At 74.4% G+C, this 15020-nt stretch carries 17 protein-coding genes; 7 read left to right on the forward strand and 10 right to left on the reverse strand.

The genetic code is table 11. From position 1 onward, the window contains the following. Positions 1 to 937: SbcC/MukB-like Walker B domain-containing protein (locus MNY62_RS23715; RefSeq protein ID WP_279426862.1), on the forward strand; the 937-nt coding region annotated here is incomplete at its 5' end. A gap of 160 nt (positions 938 to 1097) precedes the next feature. On the opposite strand, the gene MNY62_RS23720 is transcribed toward MNY62_RS23715, so the two are convergent. Together MNY62_RS23720 and MNY62_RS23725 are read right to left on the reverse strand one after the other, a co-directional pair. Next, positions 1098 to 2576: a sensor histidine kinase gene (locus MNY62_RS23720; protein ID WP_242346808.1), complete on the reverse strand. Its 1479-nt coding sequence runs from the start codon at positions 2574 to 2576 to the stop codon at positions 1098 to 1100. A gap of 394 nt (positions 2577 to 2970) precedes the next feature. Next, positions 2971 to 3531 (reverse strand): MerR family transcriptional regulator, encoded by a 561-nt coding sequence (locus MNY62_RS23725; RefSeq protein WP_242346809.1) that lies wholly within the window; start codon positions 3529 to 3531, stop codon positions 2971 to 2973. 159 nt (positions 3532 to 3690) lie between these two features. Here MNY62_RS23725 and ribA point away from each other — a divergent pair, with 159 nt between their 5' ends. Next, complete coding sequence (gene ribA, locus MNY62_RS23730) at positions 3691 to 4347, forward strand: GTP cyclohydrolase II (protein ID WP_242346822.1); 657 nt, start codon at positions 3691 to 3693, stop codon at positions 4345 to 4347. Between the two features lie 151 nt (positions 4348 to 4498). On the opposite strand, the gene MNY62_RS23735 is transcribed toward ribA, so the two are convergent. The 7 genes from MNY62_RS23735 to MNY62_RS23765 all read right to left on the reverse strand — a co-directional run bounded on the left by MNY62_RS23735 (position 4499) and on the right by MNY62_RS23765 (position 9327). Then, positions 4499 to 5281, reverse strand: a complete 783-nt coding sequence (locus MNY62_RS23735) for an enoyl-CoA hydratase/isomerase family protein (RefSeq protein ID WP_242346810.1) — start codon at positions 5279 to 5281, stop codon at positions 4499 to 4501. Between the two features lie 35 nt (positions 5282 to 5316). Then, positions 5317 to 6171, reverse strand: a complete 855-nt coding sequence (locus MNY62_RS23740) for a 3-hydroxyacyl-CoA dehydrogenase family protein (RefSeq protein WP_279426863.1) — start codon at positions 6169 to 6171, stop codon at positions 5317 to 5319. Positions 6172 to 6404: 233 nt separating this feature from the next. After that, entirely contained in the window at positions 6405 to 6962 is a 558-nt protein-coding gene (locus MNY62_RS23745) for a protein-tyrosine phosphatase family protein (RefSeq protein ID WP_242346811.1), read from the reverse strand. A 60-nt stretch (positions 6963 to 7022) separates the two neighbouring features. Continuing rightward, on the reverse strand, positions 7023 to 7361 hold the full coding sequence (locus MNY62_RS23750; protein ID WP_242346812.1) for a hypothetical protein: 339 nt from the start codon (positions 7359 to 7361) through the stop codon (positions 7023 to 7025). After that, positions 7358 to 7792 (reverse strand): hypothetical protein, encoded by a 435-nt coding sequence (locus MNY62_RS23755; RefSeq protein ID WP_242346813.1) that lies wholly within the window; start codon positions 7790 to 7792, stop codon positions 7358 to 7360. The genes MNY62_RS23750 and MNY62_RS23755 overlap by 4 nt, the downstream gene beginning before the upstream one ends. Before the next feature lie 10 nt (positions 7793 to 7802). Further along, positions 7803 to 8888 carry an Mrp/NBP35 family ATP-binding protein gene (locus MNY62_RS23760; protein ID WP_242346814.1) on the reverse strand — a complete coding sequence of 362 codons (1086 nt, stop codon included), beginning with the start codon at positions 8886 to 8888 and terminating at the stop codon, positions 7803 to 7805. Positions 8889 to 8946: 58 nt separating this feature from the next. Continuing rightward, on the reverse strand, positions 8947 to 9327 hold the full coding sequence (locus MNY62_RS23765) for a hypothetical protein (RefSeq protein WP_242346815.1): 381 nt from the start codon (positions 9325 to 9327) through the stop codon (positions 8947 to 8949). Positions 9328 to 9420: 93 nt separating this feature from the next. Here MNY62_RS23765 and MNY62_RS23770 point away from each other — a divergent pair, with 93 nt between their 5' ends. Further along, positions 9421 to 10365 carry a magnesium transporter CorA family protein gene (locus MNY62_RS23770; protein ID WP_242346816.1) on the forward strand — a complete coding sequence of 315 codons (945 nt, stop codon included), beginning with the start codon at positions 9421 to 9423 and terminating at the stop codon, positions 10363 to 10365. After that, complete coding sequence (locus MNY62_RS23775; RefSeq protein ID WP_242346817.1) at positions 10362 to 11285, forward strand: DMT family transporter; 924 nt, start codon at positions 10362 to 10364, stop codon at positions 11283 to 11285. Before MNY62_RS23770 ends, MNY62_RS23775 begins: the two co-directional genes overlap by 4 nt. 3 nt (positions 11286 to 11288) lie before the next feature. Here MNY62_RS23775 and rtcA read toward each other — a convergent pair whose 3' ends face one another. After that, the gene (rtcA, locus tag MNY62_RS23780; protein ID WP_242346818.1) at positions 11289 to 12407 is read right to left on the reverse strand and encodes an RNA 3'-terminal phosphate cyclase; all 1119 of its coding nucleotides are present in this window, start codon (positions 12405 to 12407) and stop codon (positions 11289 to 11291) included. Positions 12408 to 12499: 92 nt separating this feature from the next. On the opposite strand from rtcA, the gene MNY62_RS23785 reads away from it, so the two are divergent. The 3 genes from MNY62_RS23785 to MNY62_RS23795 all read left to right on the forward strand — a co-directional run. Then, the gene (locus MNY62_RS23785) at positions 12500 to 13738 is read left to right on the forward strand and encodes an ArsB/NhaD family transporter (RefSeq protein ID WP_242346819.1); all 1239 of its coding nucleotides are present in this window, start codon (positions 12500 to 12502) and stop codon (positions 13736 to 13738) included. 114 nt (positions 13739 to 13852) lie between these two features. Beyond that, positions 13853 to 14512 (forward strand): RNA polymerase sigma factor, encoded by a 660-nt coding sequence (locus tag MNY62_RS23790; RefSeq protein WP_242346820.1) that lies wholly within the window; start codon positions 13853 to 13855, stop codon positions 14510 to 14512. Next, positions 14509 to 15020, forward strand: a 512-nt coding sequence (locus tag MNY62_RS23795; RefSeq protein ID WP_242346821.1) for an anti-sigma factor family protein, incomplete at its 3' end; no start/stop codon positions are given. The genes MNY62_RS23790 and MNY62_RS23795, both read left to right, overlap by 4 nt.

Genomic DNA, 15020 nt, shown 5'->3' on the forward strand with positions numbered 1-15020 from the left:
CGCCGAGGAGCGAGCGCGGGCCGAGACCGCGGCGACGGAGGCCCGCGCGGCCGCGGAGCGGGCCTGCGCGGCGGAGGGGTTCCTCGGCCTCGAGGCTTGCGAGGCGGCGCTGCTCGCCGGTGAGGCGCGCTCCGCGCTGGAGGCGTCGATCGAGGCGCGGGTGGTCGCGGCGAAGGCGGTGGCCGAGCGGCTCGCGGCGCTCGAGGCCGAGCTCGCCGGGGCCGAGGCGCCGGACCTCGCGGCGCTCGGCGCTGCGCGCTCGGCGGCCGCCGACGCGGCGCGCCTCGCGCGCGACGAGGGCGTCCGGCTCGAGAAGGATCTGGAGCGCCTCCGCGCGCTCGAGGCGCGCGTCGGCGAGCTCGACGCGCGGTCGGCGGTCGTCGCGCGGGAGCTCGCGGTGGCAGGGAAGGTCGCCGAGGTGGCGCGAGGGCACAACGCCCTCAACATGAGCCTTCAGCGGTTCGTGCTCGCGGCGAGGCTCGAGGAGGTCGCCGAGGCCGCGAGCCGCCGGCTGCTGCAGATGTCGCGCGGGCGCTTCCGGCTGCGCCACGACACCGCGGTCGCGCGGAAGAACCAGGCCTCGGGGCTGTCGCTCGTGGTGGAGGACGCCTGGACCGGCGTGACCGATCGTCCGGTCGGCGCGCTCTCCGGCGGCGAGAGCTTCCTCGCGAGCCTCGCGCTCGCGCTCGGGCTCTCCGACGTGGTCCTGCGCCGCTCGGGCGGGCTGCGCCTCGACGCGCTCTTCGTGGACGAGGGTTTCGGCTCGCTGGACGAGGACACGCTCGACGACGCGGTCCGCACCCTCGAGGACCTACGCAAGAGCGGCCGGATGGTGGGCGTCATCTCGCACGTCCCCGAGCTCAGGCGGCGAATCCCGGCCCGGATCGAGATCCAGCGAAAGGCGGAAGGGTCGATCGCGGTCGTTCGCGCCGGGTGAACCCCGGGGACGAGGAGGTCCGCCCGGGGCGGGCTGGAAGTTCGCCTCGCGCACGCTCGGCGACGAGAGCTCGGAGTTCATGCACGAGGGACCCGGGCTGGCGGTCCCCGACAACCTCTAGGCGCGCGGCGAGCCTGGCCGCTCACCGGCCGCGCACGGCTCACGCGGACGGCGGTCCCGCCACCGGCAGCTCGACCCGGAACGTGGAGCCGGCCCCCGGTGCGCTCTCCACCTCGATCCGCCCGCCGAGGGCGGTGACGATCTCGCGCGTGATCCACAGCCCGAGGCCGAACCCGCCGTAGCCGCGGGTCGCGCGACCGCGCTCGTAGCGCTCGAAGATGCGCTGCTGCTCCACGGGCGCGATGCCGATCCCCTCGTCGGCGACCAGGAGCCTGGCCGTGGCGCCCCCGGACTCGACGCGGAGGGAGACGGGCTTTCCCTCGCCGTACTTGAGCGCGTTCGAGAGCAGGTTCGTCAGGACCTGCTCGAGCCGGAGCCGATCCCAGTTCCCGCGGACGCCCTCGGCCACGTCGACCCGGATGCGCGACTCGGCGCGCTCGGTCTCGGCGACGAACCGGGACACCACCTCGTGCGCGAGCGCCGAGAGGTCCACCGGCTCGAGCTCCAGCTGGAGGCGGCCCTCGTTGAGGCGCGAGACGTCGAGGAGCGTGTTCACGAGCGCGGTGAGGCGCACGACCTGGCGCCTGGTGGCGTCGGCCGCCTTGGCCACGGGCGCCGGGACGGCTCCCCGAGCCCGCAGGAGCGACCCGACCTGCAGCTGGAGCGAGGTGATCGGCGTCTTGAGCTCGTGCGAGGCCATCGAGAGGAACGCGTCTCGGGTGCGGACCGCCTCGACGAGCTTCGTCACGTCGATGAACGCGGAGACGGCGCCGCGCGAGCGGCCCTGGTCGTCGAAGAGGGGCTCGGCGTTCCCGAGCAGCGTGCGGCGCGTCCCGTCGTCGAAGGCGATCTCGAGCTCGACGTCCCGCGCCCGCGCGCCGCTACGGGCGGCCACCTGGGTGGGGAGCTCGTGAGCCGGGAGCTCCCGACCGTCCTTCACCACCCGGTAATGGTGCGGTGGCTCGGACCCGGACTTGGACACGTTCGCGCCGGGCTGCATGCGGAGGAGGTCGTACGCGGCGCGGCTCCCAGTCACCTGGCGGGCCTCCGGGTCGTTCGCGATGAGCACGATCGCGGGGACCGCGTCCATGATGGCCTGAAGCTCCTGCGCCCGGGCGCGCTCGCGCGACTCGCTCTCCCGGAGCGTCTCCGCGGCGCGGTCTCGTTCGCGGAAGCCGGTTCGCGCGGCCGCGCCGATGGCGGCGATCCCCCCGGCAGCCGGGAGGAAGACCGCGATGCTCAGGTGTGCGCCAGGCGACCCCATGCCGCTCTCGGAGGCCGTCAGGAAGGCGTATCCGAGCGCGCCCGATAGCGCGACGGAGACGAGTCCCGGCAGGAGCCCGCCGGCCCACGCAACGAGCGCCACCGCGAGCAGGAACAGGATGAAGGGCACGCCTTCGAACAGCGAGCGGAACATCCACTCGACGGAGAACACGAGGAGCGGAAGGACGATCGACGCGGCCAGCGCGGTGGCACCGCGGAGGCGTGGGGGAGCGGGTATCCGGAAGCGGTCGTCCATTCGCGGTGGCGCGCGGGTCCGAGTGATCCCGCGTCGCGTCGAACATCGATCGTAGCCCATTTGCTCCGGTATGCGCGTGGCGGGCCGAGCGACAGCACGGGGGCCGTGGGGCCGACCGTGAGTCCGATAATGTAGATTATGGTAACTAGACGCGCGAGCGGTCGACGGGGCCTGGCAGCGTCCGGCGCATGGCGCCGCTCGTCGCTGCAGTGGCCCGACCCGAATCGCGCTCGCCTTCCCGCGCGCCCTCGCGACTCGACGCAAGCCGAGCCTTCGCGCGACGCGCGCTGCGTGCGTCACGGCGCGAGCGCGAGAGCCGTCGCGGGTTCTTCCACCGCCGAGCGGTCGTGACGCAGAGCGAGCCGACGCGGGCCGTGGCGCCCCGCCAGCGCGCTCAGGTCCCCGAGGTCTTCCGGGCGACGGCCGGCGGCACGGCCTCGCCGGCGTGCTCCGCGTGCTCGGCGGCGACCGGCGGGTACGGATGGTGCCCGCAGCAGCCCTGCTGGCGCGCCAGCACGCGCACGATCCGCGGCGCGCCGGCCTCCTCGGCCACCGCGCACGGGCACTGCTCGACGCCCGCGGACGACAGCCGCTCCTGGATGGTCGAGAGCGCGTCGAGGAGCTCGCGCTTCACGCGCCTCAGTCGCTCGAGGCGGCGCTGGGCCTGCTCGAGGTGTCCGGCGAGGACCGACTGGAACCGGATCGCGAACTCGGCCGCGCTGTGGCAGCCGGTGCGCAGCTCGAGGATCGAGCGGATCTCGCAGAGCGAGAGCCCGAGCTCGCGCAGATCGGTGATGAGCCGCAGCCGCTCCAGATCGTCCTCGGTGTAGCGGCGATGGCCGCCGTCGCTCACCACGGACGGCTTGAGCAGGCCTTCCTCCTCGTAGAACCGGATCGTGCGGACCGTGTTGCCGGTCGCGCGCGCGAGGTCTCCGGATGAGAGGTCTGCGCCCATTCGAGGCTCGTCTAACGGCGCGCGCGCGCCGTGTCAACGCACACCCGGCTCTCGCGAAGGCCCCACGACGGGCCGGAGTTGGTCTTGACCGGCGTCATCGCGCGGCGTTATTCGACGCGGGATCCCGTCGTCACGGGACGCGCGGAGGTGCCGAAAGACATGGGCAACGTGGTGGCGGTGAAGGGTCGCACGCAGCGCAGCGAGAGCGTCTTCATCTACGCCGAAGCCCCCCTCCCCACCCAGCGCGGGCTCTTCCGCACCGTGGTGTTCCGGGATCCGCGGAGCGGCGCCGAGCACGTCGCCATGGTCATGGGCGACGTCGCCGGCGAGAGCGTCCCGGTCCGGGTGCACTCCGAGTGCCTCACGAGCGAGGTGCTCGGGTCGCTCAAGTGCGACTGCCGCGCCCAGCTCGATCGCGCGCTCGATCTCATCGCCGAGCGCGGTCGCGGCGTGCTCCTCTACCTCCGCCAGGAGGGCCGCGGCATCGGGCTCGGGAACAAGATCCGCGCCTACGCGCTCCAGGCGCAGGGCCACGACACGTACGAGGCGAACCGGCTCCTCGGCTTCCCGGACGACCTGCGGAGCTACGACGTCGCCGCGGAGATGCTGCGGCTGCTCGACGTCCGCTCGGTCGAGCTCGTGACGAACAACCCGCTCAAGGTCGCGGGGCTCCAGGAGGCGAACGTCGCCGTCCGCGGCCGCATCCAGCTGCCCTCGCCGGTGAACCCGCACAACGTGGAGTATCTGCGGGTGAAGCGCGAGCGGACCGGCCACCTCATCGAGCTCGACGAGGATCCGACCGCCCGCGCCGGCTGAGCCCGGCCGCTCAGCGGTCCCGCAGGAGCTCGCGCGCGATGACGAGCCGCTGGGTCTCGGTCTCGTGATCGGTGGCCATGTCGGCGAGCCGGACCTGGCGCTGCTCGTCGGTGAGCTGGAGGTCCATGGCTCTCCCGTCGTCCGTGGCGCGCTAGGCGCCGGTCCACTGCGCGGGGCGCTTCTCCAGGAAGGCGCGCATGCCCTCCTTCGCGTCCGCGCTGCCGAAGAGCGCCGCGAAGGCCTGCCGCTCGAGCTCGTTCGCCGTGCCGAGATCCGGCTGGGCGCCGCGCCGGAGCACCCGCTTCGCCTGGCCGACCGCCACCGGCCCCTTCGACGCGATCTTCCGCGCCTTCTCGCGGGCGTGCGCGAGCAGGTCCGCCGCCGGCACGACGTCGAGGACGAGGCCCATCGCCTTCGCCTGCGCGGCGTCGAGCTGATCGGCGGTGAGGACGATCTCGAGCGCGCGCATCACCCCCACGCGCCGTGCGAGCCGCTGCGTGCCGCCGAAGCCCGGCATGAGGCCGAGGTTCACCTCCGGCTGGCCGAAGCGCGCTCGCTCGCTCGCGTAGACGAGATCGCACGCGAGCGTCACCTCGCAGCCGCCGCCGAGCGCGTAGCCGTTCACCGCCGCGACGGTCGGGATGGGCAGCCGCTCGAGCCGCTCGAGCACGTCGTGCGCGGACTCCGCGAAGCGCCGCGCCTCGACCGGCCCCATCGCCGCCATCGCGGCGATGTCGGCGCCCGCGATGAACGCCTTGTCGCCCGCCCCCGTCAGCACGATCGCCCGCACCGCCGGGTCCGCCTCGACGGAGCGCACCAGGTCCGCGAGCTCCTCGAACGTCCGCGCGTTCATCGCGTTCAGGACCTTCGGCCGGTTGAACGTCAACGTGCCGATGCCGTCCTGCACGTCCCACAGGATGTTCTCGTAGGTCATCGTCGTCTCCAGGGGCCGCCCGCGCCCGCGGGGGCTCAGGCGTCGTAGCGGTAGAAGCCCCGACCGGCCTTGCGGCCGTACCAGCCCGCCGCCACGTACTGGCGGAGGAGCGGCGCCGGCCGGTACTTGTCGTCGCCGAGCTCCCGGTGCAGCACCTCGGCGATGTAGAGGCAGGTGTCGAGGCCGATGAAGTCGGCGAGGGTGAGCGGGCCCATCGGGTGGTTGAGGCCCAGCTTCACGCCGGTGTCGATGTCCTCGGGCGACGCGAGCCCCTCCTGCAGCGCGAAGCAGGCCTCGTTGAGGAGCGGGATCAGGATCCGGTTCACGATGAAGCCCGGCGAGTCCTTGGACGTGACGGTCGTCTTGCCGAGCTTCTTCGCGAGCGCCACGACGGTGTCGTAGGTCGCGTCGGCGGTCTGGAGCCCGCGGATGATCTCGATGAGCTGCATCACCGGCGGCGGGTTCATGAAGTGCATCCCGATGAACTGCCCGGGGCGCTTCGTCGCCGCGGCGATCGCCGTGATCGAGATGGAGCTCGTGTTGGAGGCGAGGATCGCGTGCGGTGGGAGGAGCGCGTCGAGCTTGCGGAAGAGGTCCTTCTTCACGCCCTCGTTCTCGACGATCGCCTCGATGGCGAGGTCCGCCCCGCCGCAGTCGTCGAGGCTCGCGGCGGGCTTGATCCGTCCGAGGAGCGCGTCGCGATCGCCGGCCGCGATCTTCCCCTTCTCGACGAGCTTCCCGAGGGTCGCACCGAGCTTCTCGACGGCCTTGCGCGCGAGCTCCGGCGAGGCATCGGCGAGCACCACCGACAGCCCCGCCTGCGCCGCGACCTGCGCGATGCCCGACCCCATCTGACCCGCCCCGACGACTGCGATCCGCTCGATGGCCACGCGTCCCTCCGTGCGGGCCGCCGTCCGGAGGGCGGTCCCGCCGACTAGTCGATTGAGCGGTGCGAGCGTGTGCCGGATGGGCCGCAGAGGCGAGGCCTCAGGCGGGGCGCGCCCGCACGAATTGCGCAGAGGTTCCGCGCCTCCTGGCGTCTCGCGGACCCACCCTCACCCTCCGCCCGGTGGGAACGTCACACCCTGCGGTGCGTCACGCGCGCGGTCGTTGGACGCCCCGGCTAGGCGCGCGACGACGCGGCCCGCGCCTCGTCGCGCGAGGCGTCCGCGCGGAGGTGGCGGTAGGCGATCGCGGCGAGCTCGTCGAAGGTCGGCACCGGCCACCGCGCCTCGCCGGCGTCGCGCTGCCACTCGCAGAACGCGATGAACGCCTCGAGCTGCTCCGGGCTGGGCGACACCACCGGGCGCGCGCCCTTCGCGCGCGAGAGCGCGTCGAGCGGTGCGTCGCCGCGCGCCACCAGCACGCACAGGGCGAGCAGCGCGCTGCGCCCGATGCCGTACTGACAGTGGATGAGGACGCGCTCGCCGCGATCGAGCGCGCCGGTCACGAAGGCCACGCCGTCGCGGATCATGCGCTGCGAGATGGCGCGGGTGTCCTGGGTCGGGAGGTGGAGGAGCCGCATCCCGTGGAGCGCGAGGACCGCCTCGTCGTCGCACGCCTCCACCCGCACGTCGACGACCTGGGTGATCCCGTGCTCCTCCGCGAGCCGGGCGGCCGCCCGCATCGGGAAGTGCGCACCCAGCGCGAGCCCGTCCGCGACGAAGTGCAGATCGATCATCCCCACCAAGCTGGGCAGGCCGCGCGGCGGCGGCACGCGCCGCGGAGCGGGGCCGCCTCCCTACCGCCCCACGGGGAGGACGATCGTGCCCTCCTCCTCGACGTCGAGGGTTCGCTCGCCGGAGCGTGCGCCCGCCGGGCCCGCGGCGCGCCACGCGAGCGCGTACTCGCCGCGCGGGAGCCGGAGGGCATGCCGGACCTGGCGGTCGGGGCCCGTCAGGCGGAACTCGGCGTGCCGGACGAGGTCGTCGCCCCGCCGGAGATCGACCTCCAGCGCGGTCGCCTCGGGCGCGCCGGCGAGGTCGTAGACGAGGACGACGTCCTTGGGCGAGGCGGAGAACAGGAACGCGCCGACGGCGAGCGCGCCGAGGAGCGCGACGAGGCGTGCGGCGCGTCTCAACGCTTGCCCTTCCGCGCCGGCTTGCGGCGCGCCGCGCTCTTCACCTCGGCCCGCGGCGCGCCCTCGGCGTCGGGCCGGACGCGGATCTCCATCTTGACCTCGATGGTGCGATCCGCGAGGGCGTTCAGGAACTCGCGGCGGAGCGCCTCGGACTGGAGGAAGCGGCGGATCTCGTCGCCCACCGCGCGCAGGATCTCGTCCTTCGCGGCGTGGGCCTGGGTGCCGACGTACGAGATCACGTCCTTCGGCAGCTTCCAGTCGCGCGCGAGCCGGCGCGCGCCCTCCTCGGTCATGAAGACGGCGCCGACGCCTGCGAGGATCGCCTTCTTCACCGCCTCCGGGATGAGCCCGCGCGGCTCGGCGGCGTCGCCGCCCATCTCGAGCTCGTCGGGCGCGAACGGATCGTCCTTCTCCGGCGGCGGTCGCTCCATGGTCGCCTCGTCAGGCGCGCGACTGCGCGCCGATCACCGGCAGGCGCGGCGCCTTCAGGATCTGCGTGCTCACCGCGCCCGCGACGTTCCTCGCGACGGCGAGGAGCGCCGCCGCCTGCGGGCTGTCGGGCTGGCCCACCACGATCGGCACGCCCTTGTCGCCGCCCTCGCGGATGGCGAGGTCGATCGGGACGTCGCCGAGGAAGCGGATGCCCATCTTGTCCGCCGCCGCACGCGCGCCGCCCTTGTCGAAGATCGCGGTCTCGGTGCGGCAGTGCGGGCAGACGAACGCGGACATGTTCTCGACGAGCCCGAGCACGGGGATCGAGACCTTGTCGAACATGAGCTTCGCGCGGATGACGTCGGCGAGCGCGAGGTCCTGCGGCGTCGAGACGAGCACGACGCCGGCCGCGCGGATGTTCTGCGCGAGCGTGAGCGGGATGTCGCCGGTGCCGGGAGGGAGGTCGAGCACGAGGTAGTCGAGGTCGCCCCAGTTCACGTCCCGCAGGAGCTGGATGAGCGCGCCCGTCACCATCGGACCGCGCCAGATGAGCGCCTGGTCGGGATCGATGAGGAACCCGATCGACATCACCTTCATGCCGTGCGCCGTGAGCGGGTCGAGCCTGTGCCCGTCCTTCGAGGTGGGGCGCTCGGTGACGCCGGTGAGGATCGGGATCGACGGTCCGTAGATGTCCGCGTCGAGGATGCCGACCTTGGCGCCGGTGCGGGCGAGCCCGGCGGCGACGTTCACCGCCACCGTGCTCTTGCCGACGCCGCCCTTCCCTGCGCCGACGAGGATGATGTTCTTCACGCCCGGCGTGAGCTGCGCCTGGGAGACGCCCGGCGCGGACCGGACCTGGGCGCCCCAGGAGAGCTCCACGCGGCGGAAGCCCACGCCCTCGAGCGCCGCCTTCACGTCGCGGCCGATCGTGTCCTTGAGCGGGCAGGCCGGCGTCGTGAGCTCGACCTTTAGCCGCACGGCGTCGCCCTCGACCGCCACGTCCTTCACCATCCCGAGCGACACGAGGTCGCGGTGGAGCTCGGGGTCCATCACCTTGCGGAGGGCGTCGAGGGCGGTCTTGGGGTCGAGCGGCATGGGAGCGCCTTTATAGCCGCCACCCGAGGGCTTCTCAACGCCGCGTGGGCGTCCCCCTTCACTCCAGGGCGTCGACCTTCCAGCTCCCCTCCTCCAGGACGACCACCGCCGCGCGATCCCCCCCGAGCGGGAGGCGGGCCACGGCGCCCTCCCGGACGAGGGGCGACCCGGCGTCGAGCGCCGCGAGAGCGCGCGCGGCCGCCTCGCGCCCGGCCGGCCCCGCACCCGCGAGGTCGACGGCGAGGCGGCGTGGCGTGTACGCCGCGCGCCATCGAGCGGAGAGGAGCGCGTGCGCCGCCTCGAGCCTGCCGTCGGCGAGCGCCGCGGAGAAGGTCCGGAGCGCCGCGTCCGGCGTGTCGGTCCGAGGGCCTCGAGCAGCGCGGCCCGCGGCGCAGCCGAGCGCCGCGGCGAGGACGAGGGTGACGAGAGCGCGACGCACGAGCGCCTCGCTTACACCATCGCGCGGCGACACGCCATGGATGCTAGGCTGCGCCCGGCGCGCGGGTCGTGGCCGGCGCGAGGAGGCGAGCGCGTGCGGGTGCTTCGGTGGGAGGGCGGACGCGTGCGGACCGGCGGGCGCGAGCTCGTCGAGCCCGGCGCGCGCGTGTGGATCGACTGCGGGCCGGACCCGGAGACGCTCACCTTCCTGGCGGACACCTTCGCGTTCCACCCGCTCGCGCTCGAGGACTGCGCGCACGAGGATCAGCGGCCCAAGTACGAGCCGTTCCCCGGCAGCCTCTTCTGCGTCGTCCACCGGGTCATCCCCGCGGCCGACGAGAGCGGCGTCCTCTCCCACGAGGTGCACGCGTTCCTCACCGCGGACGCGCTCGTGACGGTCCACCGCGTCCCGGTCGCCGAGGTGGACAAGGTGTTCGCCCGCTGCGCCGCCGAGCCGGCCCTGCTCGAGCGCGGTCCGGACTTCGCGCTCTACCTCGTCCACGACGCCGTCACGGACGTGCACTTCGCGCTGGTGGACGCCCTCACCGAGGAGGTCGAGGCGCTCGCGGACGCGACGGCCGAGCCCGACGGCCAGGCGATGGACGAGGACGTGCTGCCGCGGATCGTGGGCGCGCGCAGGGCGCACGGGCACCTCCGGCGGAAGCTCGCTCCGCAGCGCGAGGTGTTCGCCGCGCTCGCCCGCCCCGGCCAGCCGTTCGTGCACGACGCGACGGCCGTTTACTTCCGCGACGTGGTCGATCACGCCGTGCGGCTCGCGGAGGAGATCGACACCGGCCGCGACCTCCTCGCCTCGACCATGGAGGCCTACCTCTCGCGCACCAACAACCGGCTCTCGGCGCTCACCGCGCGGCTCACCCTCGTCGCGACCATCTTCCTGCCCCTCAACTTCGTCGCCGGCTTCTTCGGGATGAACCTCCAGATCCTCCCGCCGCGCGTCGCGGCGCCGCTCGTCCTCGCGCTCGTCGCCGCGACCCCGCTCGCGCTGTGGGCGTTCTTCCGCCGGAAGCGCTGGCTGTGAGGCGGCCGGCTCTCCACGGCGCGCCTCCGCTCGGCGCGGCGCTCGCGGTCGTCTCGGCGGCGGCGCTGTTCGGCACGACGGGGACCGCCCAGGCGCTGGGGCCCGGCGGCACGACCCCGCTCGGGGTCGGGGCGGTGCGGCTCGCGATCGGCGCGGCCGTGCTCGCCGCGGTCGCGCTCGCGGATCGCCGGGCGCGGCGCCCGCGGTGGCGGTCCCACGCAGCCGCGCTCGCGATCGGCGGGGTCGCGGTCGCCGCATACCAGCTGGCCTGGTTCGCGGGGCTGCGGCGCACGGGCGTGACGCTGGGGACGATCGTGGGCATCGGGAGCGGGCCGGTCTTCGCGGGGCTCTTCCACGTGACGCGCCAGGCCGGCGGGCTCTCGCGGGCGTGGGCGCTCGGCACCGGGCTCACCGTCGGTGGAGCGGCGCTGCTCGCGGCCCGCGGCGCGGCGGACGGTGCGCCGCCGGACGCGGTGGGGATCTGCCTCATGCTGGGCGCCGGCCTCAGCTACGCCGTCTACGCGCAGGCCGCGAAGCACGCGATGGACGCCGGGCTCGGCGCGGCGAAGGCGATGGCGGGGGTCTTCGGCGTGGGGGCGCTGCTCATGGCGCCGCTCCTCTCGCGCGAGCCGATGGGCTGGCTCGCCACGCCGCGCGGGCTCGCCCTGGCGCTGCACCTCGGGGTGCTCACCGTCGGCCTCGCGTACTGGTTGTACGGGAAGGGGCTGCGTCGCCTGGCCGTGCCCACCGTGGTCACGCTCACGCTCGCGGAGCCCCTCACCGCCGCGGTGCTCGGCGTGAGCGTGCTCGGCGAGCGGCTCGGCGCGATGGGCTGGCTCGGCGCGGCGGTGGTCGCGGTGGGCCTCGTCGTCGCGGGTCGCGGCGACCGCGCGTCCGGCGGCGCCGCGGTGCCCGCGTGAGGCCTACGGCGAGGTGAGCGGCACGACCTCGGCCGCTCCGCCCGGGGGCTGCACTCGCACCTCGCCGTCCCCGTCCTCGCGCCCGACGATGGCGATCTCGACGTCGAGGAAGCGGCGGATGACGTCGGCGTTCGTGGTGAGGTGCTTCGTCACGCCGTCGACGGTGTAGCGCGTCGCCGGGACGATGCCCGGCGGCGACGGCACGAGCCCGGCGGCGAGGAGCGCGGCCGGGAGGAGGAGCTGATCCCCGAGGTGGCGGTCCACGGCGGCCCCGCCGGTGAGGTACGCGCGGAAGCCACCCACCGCCTCCTCCGCGAGCTGCTCGGGCGAGCGCTCTCGCGCGCTCACCGCGCCGTGGCCCGCCCGCGCGCGCTGGAAGGTCGACACCACGAGCACGTGCCCGCCTCGCGACGCGCGCGACGGCATGGGCACCCGCTCCGCCTGCGCGGCGATGCCCGCCTCTCGCAGGAGCCGCAGCGCGCGCGCCGCCTGGCGCTCCGCGATCTCGAACCCGAGGCCGCAGACCATCGACACGACCTCGACGTCCTGCAGGGTCCCGCGGTGACGCAGATCGAGCGGAGGCATCGGGTGCGCCGGCTCCACCCGCGCGGTGAACTCCCCGCCGCCCTCGGGATAGAACCCGGCGGCCTGGAGCTCGAGCTCGAAGCGGAACCCGAGCCGCGCGACGGCCGGCGCCCACACGAGCGCGAGGTAATGGAAGCTCGGCGCGTGGTCCTGGTGCGTCCCGCCCCGGAGCGTGAGCGTGGAGCTCTTCCCGGCGAGCGCGAGCGGCCAGCAGACGGTCTGGAAGAGGAGCGGGGTCGAGCCGGCGGTGCCGATGTCGAACGCCCAGTCGCCCGCCTGCGCCGGCCGCCGCGGGCGGAACTCGAGCCGGTCCGAGCCGACCTCGTCGCCGGCGAGCTGCGCGTCGCACAGCCGGGCGACCGCCCGCGCGGCCTCGCGGTGCTGCGGGCGCAGGCCCGGCTTCTCGCGGTTCGCCCGGATGCGCTCGATGGCGAAGGGCTTGCCGGTGATTGCGGCGACCGAGAGCGCGGTCCGGAGGATCTGGCCGCCGCCCTCGCCGGTGCTGCCGTCCAGGACGATCGGGAGATCGGGGGGCACGGCAGCAATGTAGCCCCTGCGCCGCGCCGCCGAGCGAGGTCGCGCGGGGCTCGGCTCGACCCGGCGGGGGGCTCCCGTGCTAAGTACGCCCCGTGGTCGCCGCCGCCGCCGTGTTCTCCGTGACGTACGTCGCCGTCGCCGCGGGCCGCCTGCCGTTCCTGTCGCTCGACCGCCCGGCCGCGGCGTTGCTCGGGGCCGTGCTGATGGTCGCCGCCGGCGTGCTCTCGCCCGCCGAGGCTGGGGCGGCCGTGAACGGCGACACCCTCGGCCTCCTGCTCGGGATGATGCTCCTCTCGGCGCACCTCGCGGAGGCGCGCTTCTTCCGCTGGACGAGCTTCCGCATCCTCCGCGCGGTTCGCACGCCGAGGGCGCTCCTGTGGGCGGTGGTCTTCGCCGCCGGGACGCTCTCGGCGCTGCTCGTGAACGACACGGTGTGCGTGATGGTCACGCCCATCGTGCTGTCCGTCGTAGAGGACGCCGAGCTGCCGCCCTTGCCGTACCTCCTCGCGCTCGCCTTCGGCTCGAACGCGGGCTCGGTCGCGACGCTGACCGGCAACCCGCAGAACATGATCGTCGGGACGCTCTCGGGGATCTCCTACGCCCGCTTCGCCGCCGCGCTCGCGCTCCCGGCGCTCGCGTCGCTCGTCGTCGTCGCGCTCGTCCTCCAGCGCGTCTTCCGCGAGGACCTGCCGCGGCGCGCGCTCACGCCGACCCGGCTCGAGCCGCCCGAGCTCGACCTGCCGCTCCTCGCCCGCGCCCTGGGCGCGACCACCCTCGCGGTGGCCGGCTTCCTCGCGGGCTTCCCCCTCGCCTGGACCGCGCTCTTCGCCGCCGCGCTCTGCATGGCGGTCGCCGGCCGCGCTCCACGCGAGGCGCTCCAGCGCGTGGACTGGCCGCTGCTCGTGTTCTTCGCCGGGCTCTTCGTGGTGGTCGCGGGCGTCGGCCGCTCCGGCATCGCCGCCCGGATGTACGACCTCATCGCGCCGGCGCTGGGCGGGACCGCGCCGCGCCAGGCCCTCGCCTTCGGCGGCTTCGCGGTGGTGGCCTCGCAGATCGTCTCGAACGTGCCGTTCGTGCTGCTCGCCGGCGAGTGGATCCCGCGCCTCGCGGAGCCGCGCCTCCTGTGGCTCGCGACCGCCCTCGCCGCGACGCTCGCCGGGAACCTGACCGTCCTCGGGTCCGTCGCGAACCTCATCGTCCTCGAGCTCGCCGGGTCCCGCGCGGGGATCGGCTTCTGGCGCTTCTTCCGCATCGGCGCGGTCGTCACGGCCTCGACCCTCGCGGTGGCCTTCGCGATCTTGCTCGCGGAGCGGGCGGCCGGGCTCGTCTAGCGCAACTCCTTGATCCGAATCACTTATCTGGTGAAGGACGCCCGTGGGTGCGCTCCCCACGCGTCCGGGCGGGCGGACTCGAAATAGAAACGCTTAGGATCCGTACGGTTCTCCATGATTGCGGCCGCGGCGCTCGCCGATCTAGGTTTCGCCCTCTCGTGGCAGGTGGAGGAGCGCTCGTTGGGGCCTCCGGTGATGACCGGCGAGGCCGCCCTGGCGCGCTCGGCCGCGAAGGGCGACCGCAAGGCGTTCGGCCAGCTCGTCGACGCGCACAAGCGCGTCGTGTACGGGCTCTGCTTCCGCCTGCTCCGCGACGCCGAGGAGGCGCGCGACGCCGCGCAGGAGGCGTTCGCGCGCGCCTACGCGGCGCTCTCGACCTACGACCCCGCCCAGCCCTTCGTGCCGTGGGTGCTCCGCATCGCGCGCAACCACTGCCTCGACGTCCTGCGACGCCGCCTCCCGGAGATCCAGCGCGTGGAGCTCGACGCCGAGCCGGACGAGGGCGCGCCGCGCGAGCTCGCCGATCCCTCGGCCGTGCGCGGCGACGACGCGCTCGAGCGGCGCCAGCTCGCGGGCGCGCTCGAGGCGGCGGTCGCGGCGCTGCCCCAGAACTACCGCGAGGTCGTGCACCTCTTCCACGTCGAGCACCTCTCCTACAAGGAGATCGCGGCCACGCTCGACGTCCCCCTCGGCACCGTCATGACCTGGCTTCACCGGGCGCGCGCCCGCCTCAAGGAAGCGCTCGCCGAGCCGGGCGCGGAGATCACGCGATGAGCCCCTTCGACGGACACCTCAGCGACGCGCAGACCCAGCGGGTCGTCGACGGCGCGCTCCTCGAGGCCGAGACGGCCTCGGTCGAGCGGCACGTCGCCGAGTGCCCCGAGTGCCAGGCGGCGGTCGAGACGTACCGGATGCTCGCGATCGCGCTCGAGGACCTCGACGTCCCGCCGCTCCCCGCCGACTTCACCGCGGGCGTCTTCGACCGCATCGACGCGGCCGAGCGCGCCGCCGCCCGCGAGCGTCGCTGGGCGCTCGGCATCCTCACCGGGGTCGGCCTCGCGATCGTCGTCGCGTTCGTCGCGGCCGGGGCAGGCGCCTGGGCGCCGCCGGTCTCGGGCGTCGCCGAGCGGTTCGGCGACCTCGCGCGCGCCGCCCGCATCGGCGCCGGGTTCCTCCCGGCGCTCGTCGGCGCCTTCCGCCTGCAGATCATCCTCGTCGCGGCCGCGATCGCGATCCCCCTCCTGGTCGCCCTCGCGCGACTGATGCCCGCGCCCGAGGCGCG

Origin of the sequence: Anaeromyxobacter terrae, from assembly GCF_022690685.1 — a bacterium.
Taxonomy (GTDB): domain Bacteria; phylum Myxococcota; class Myxococcia; order Myxococcales; family Anaeromyxobacteraceae; genus Anaeromyxobacter; species Anaeromyxobacter terrae.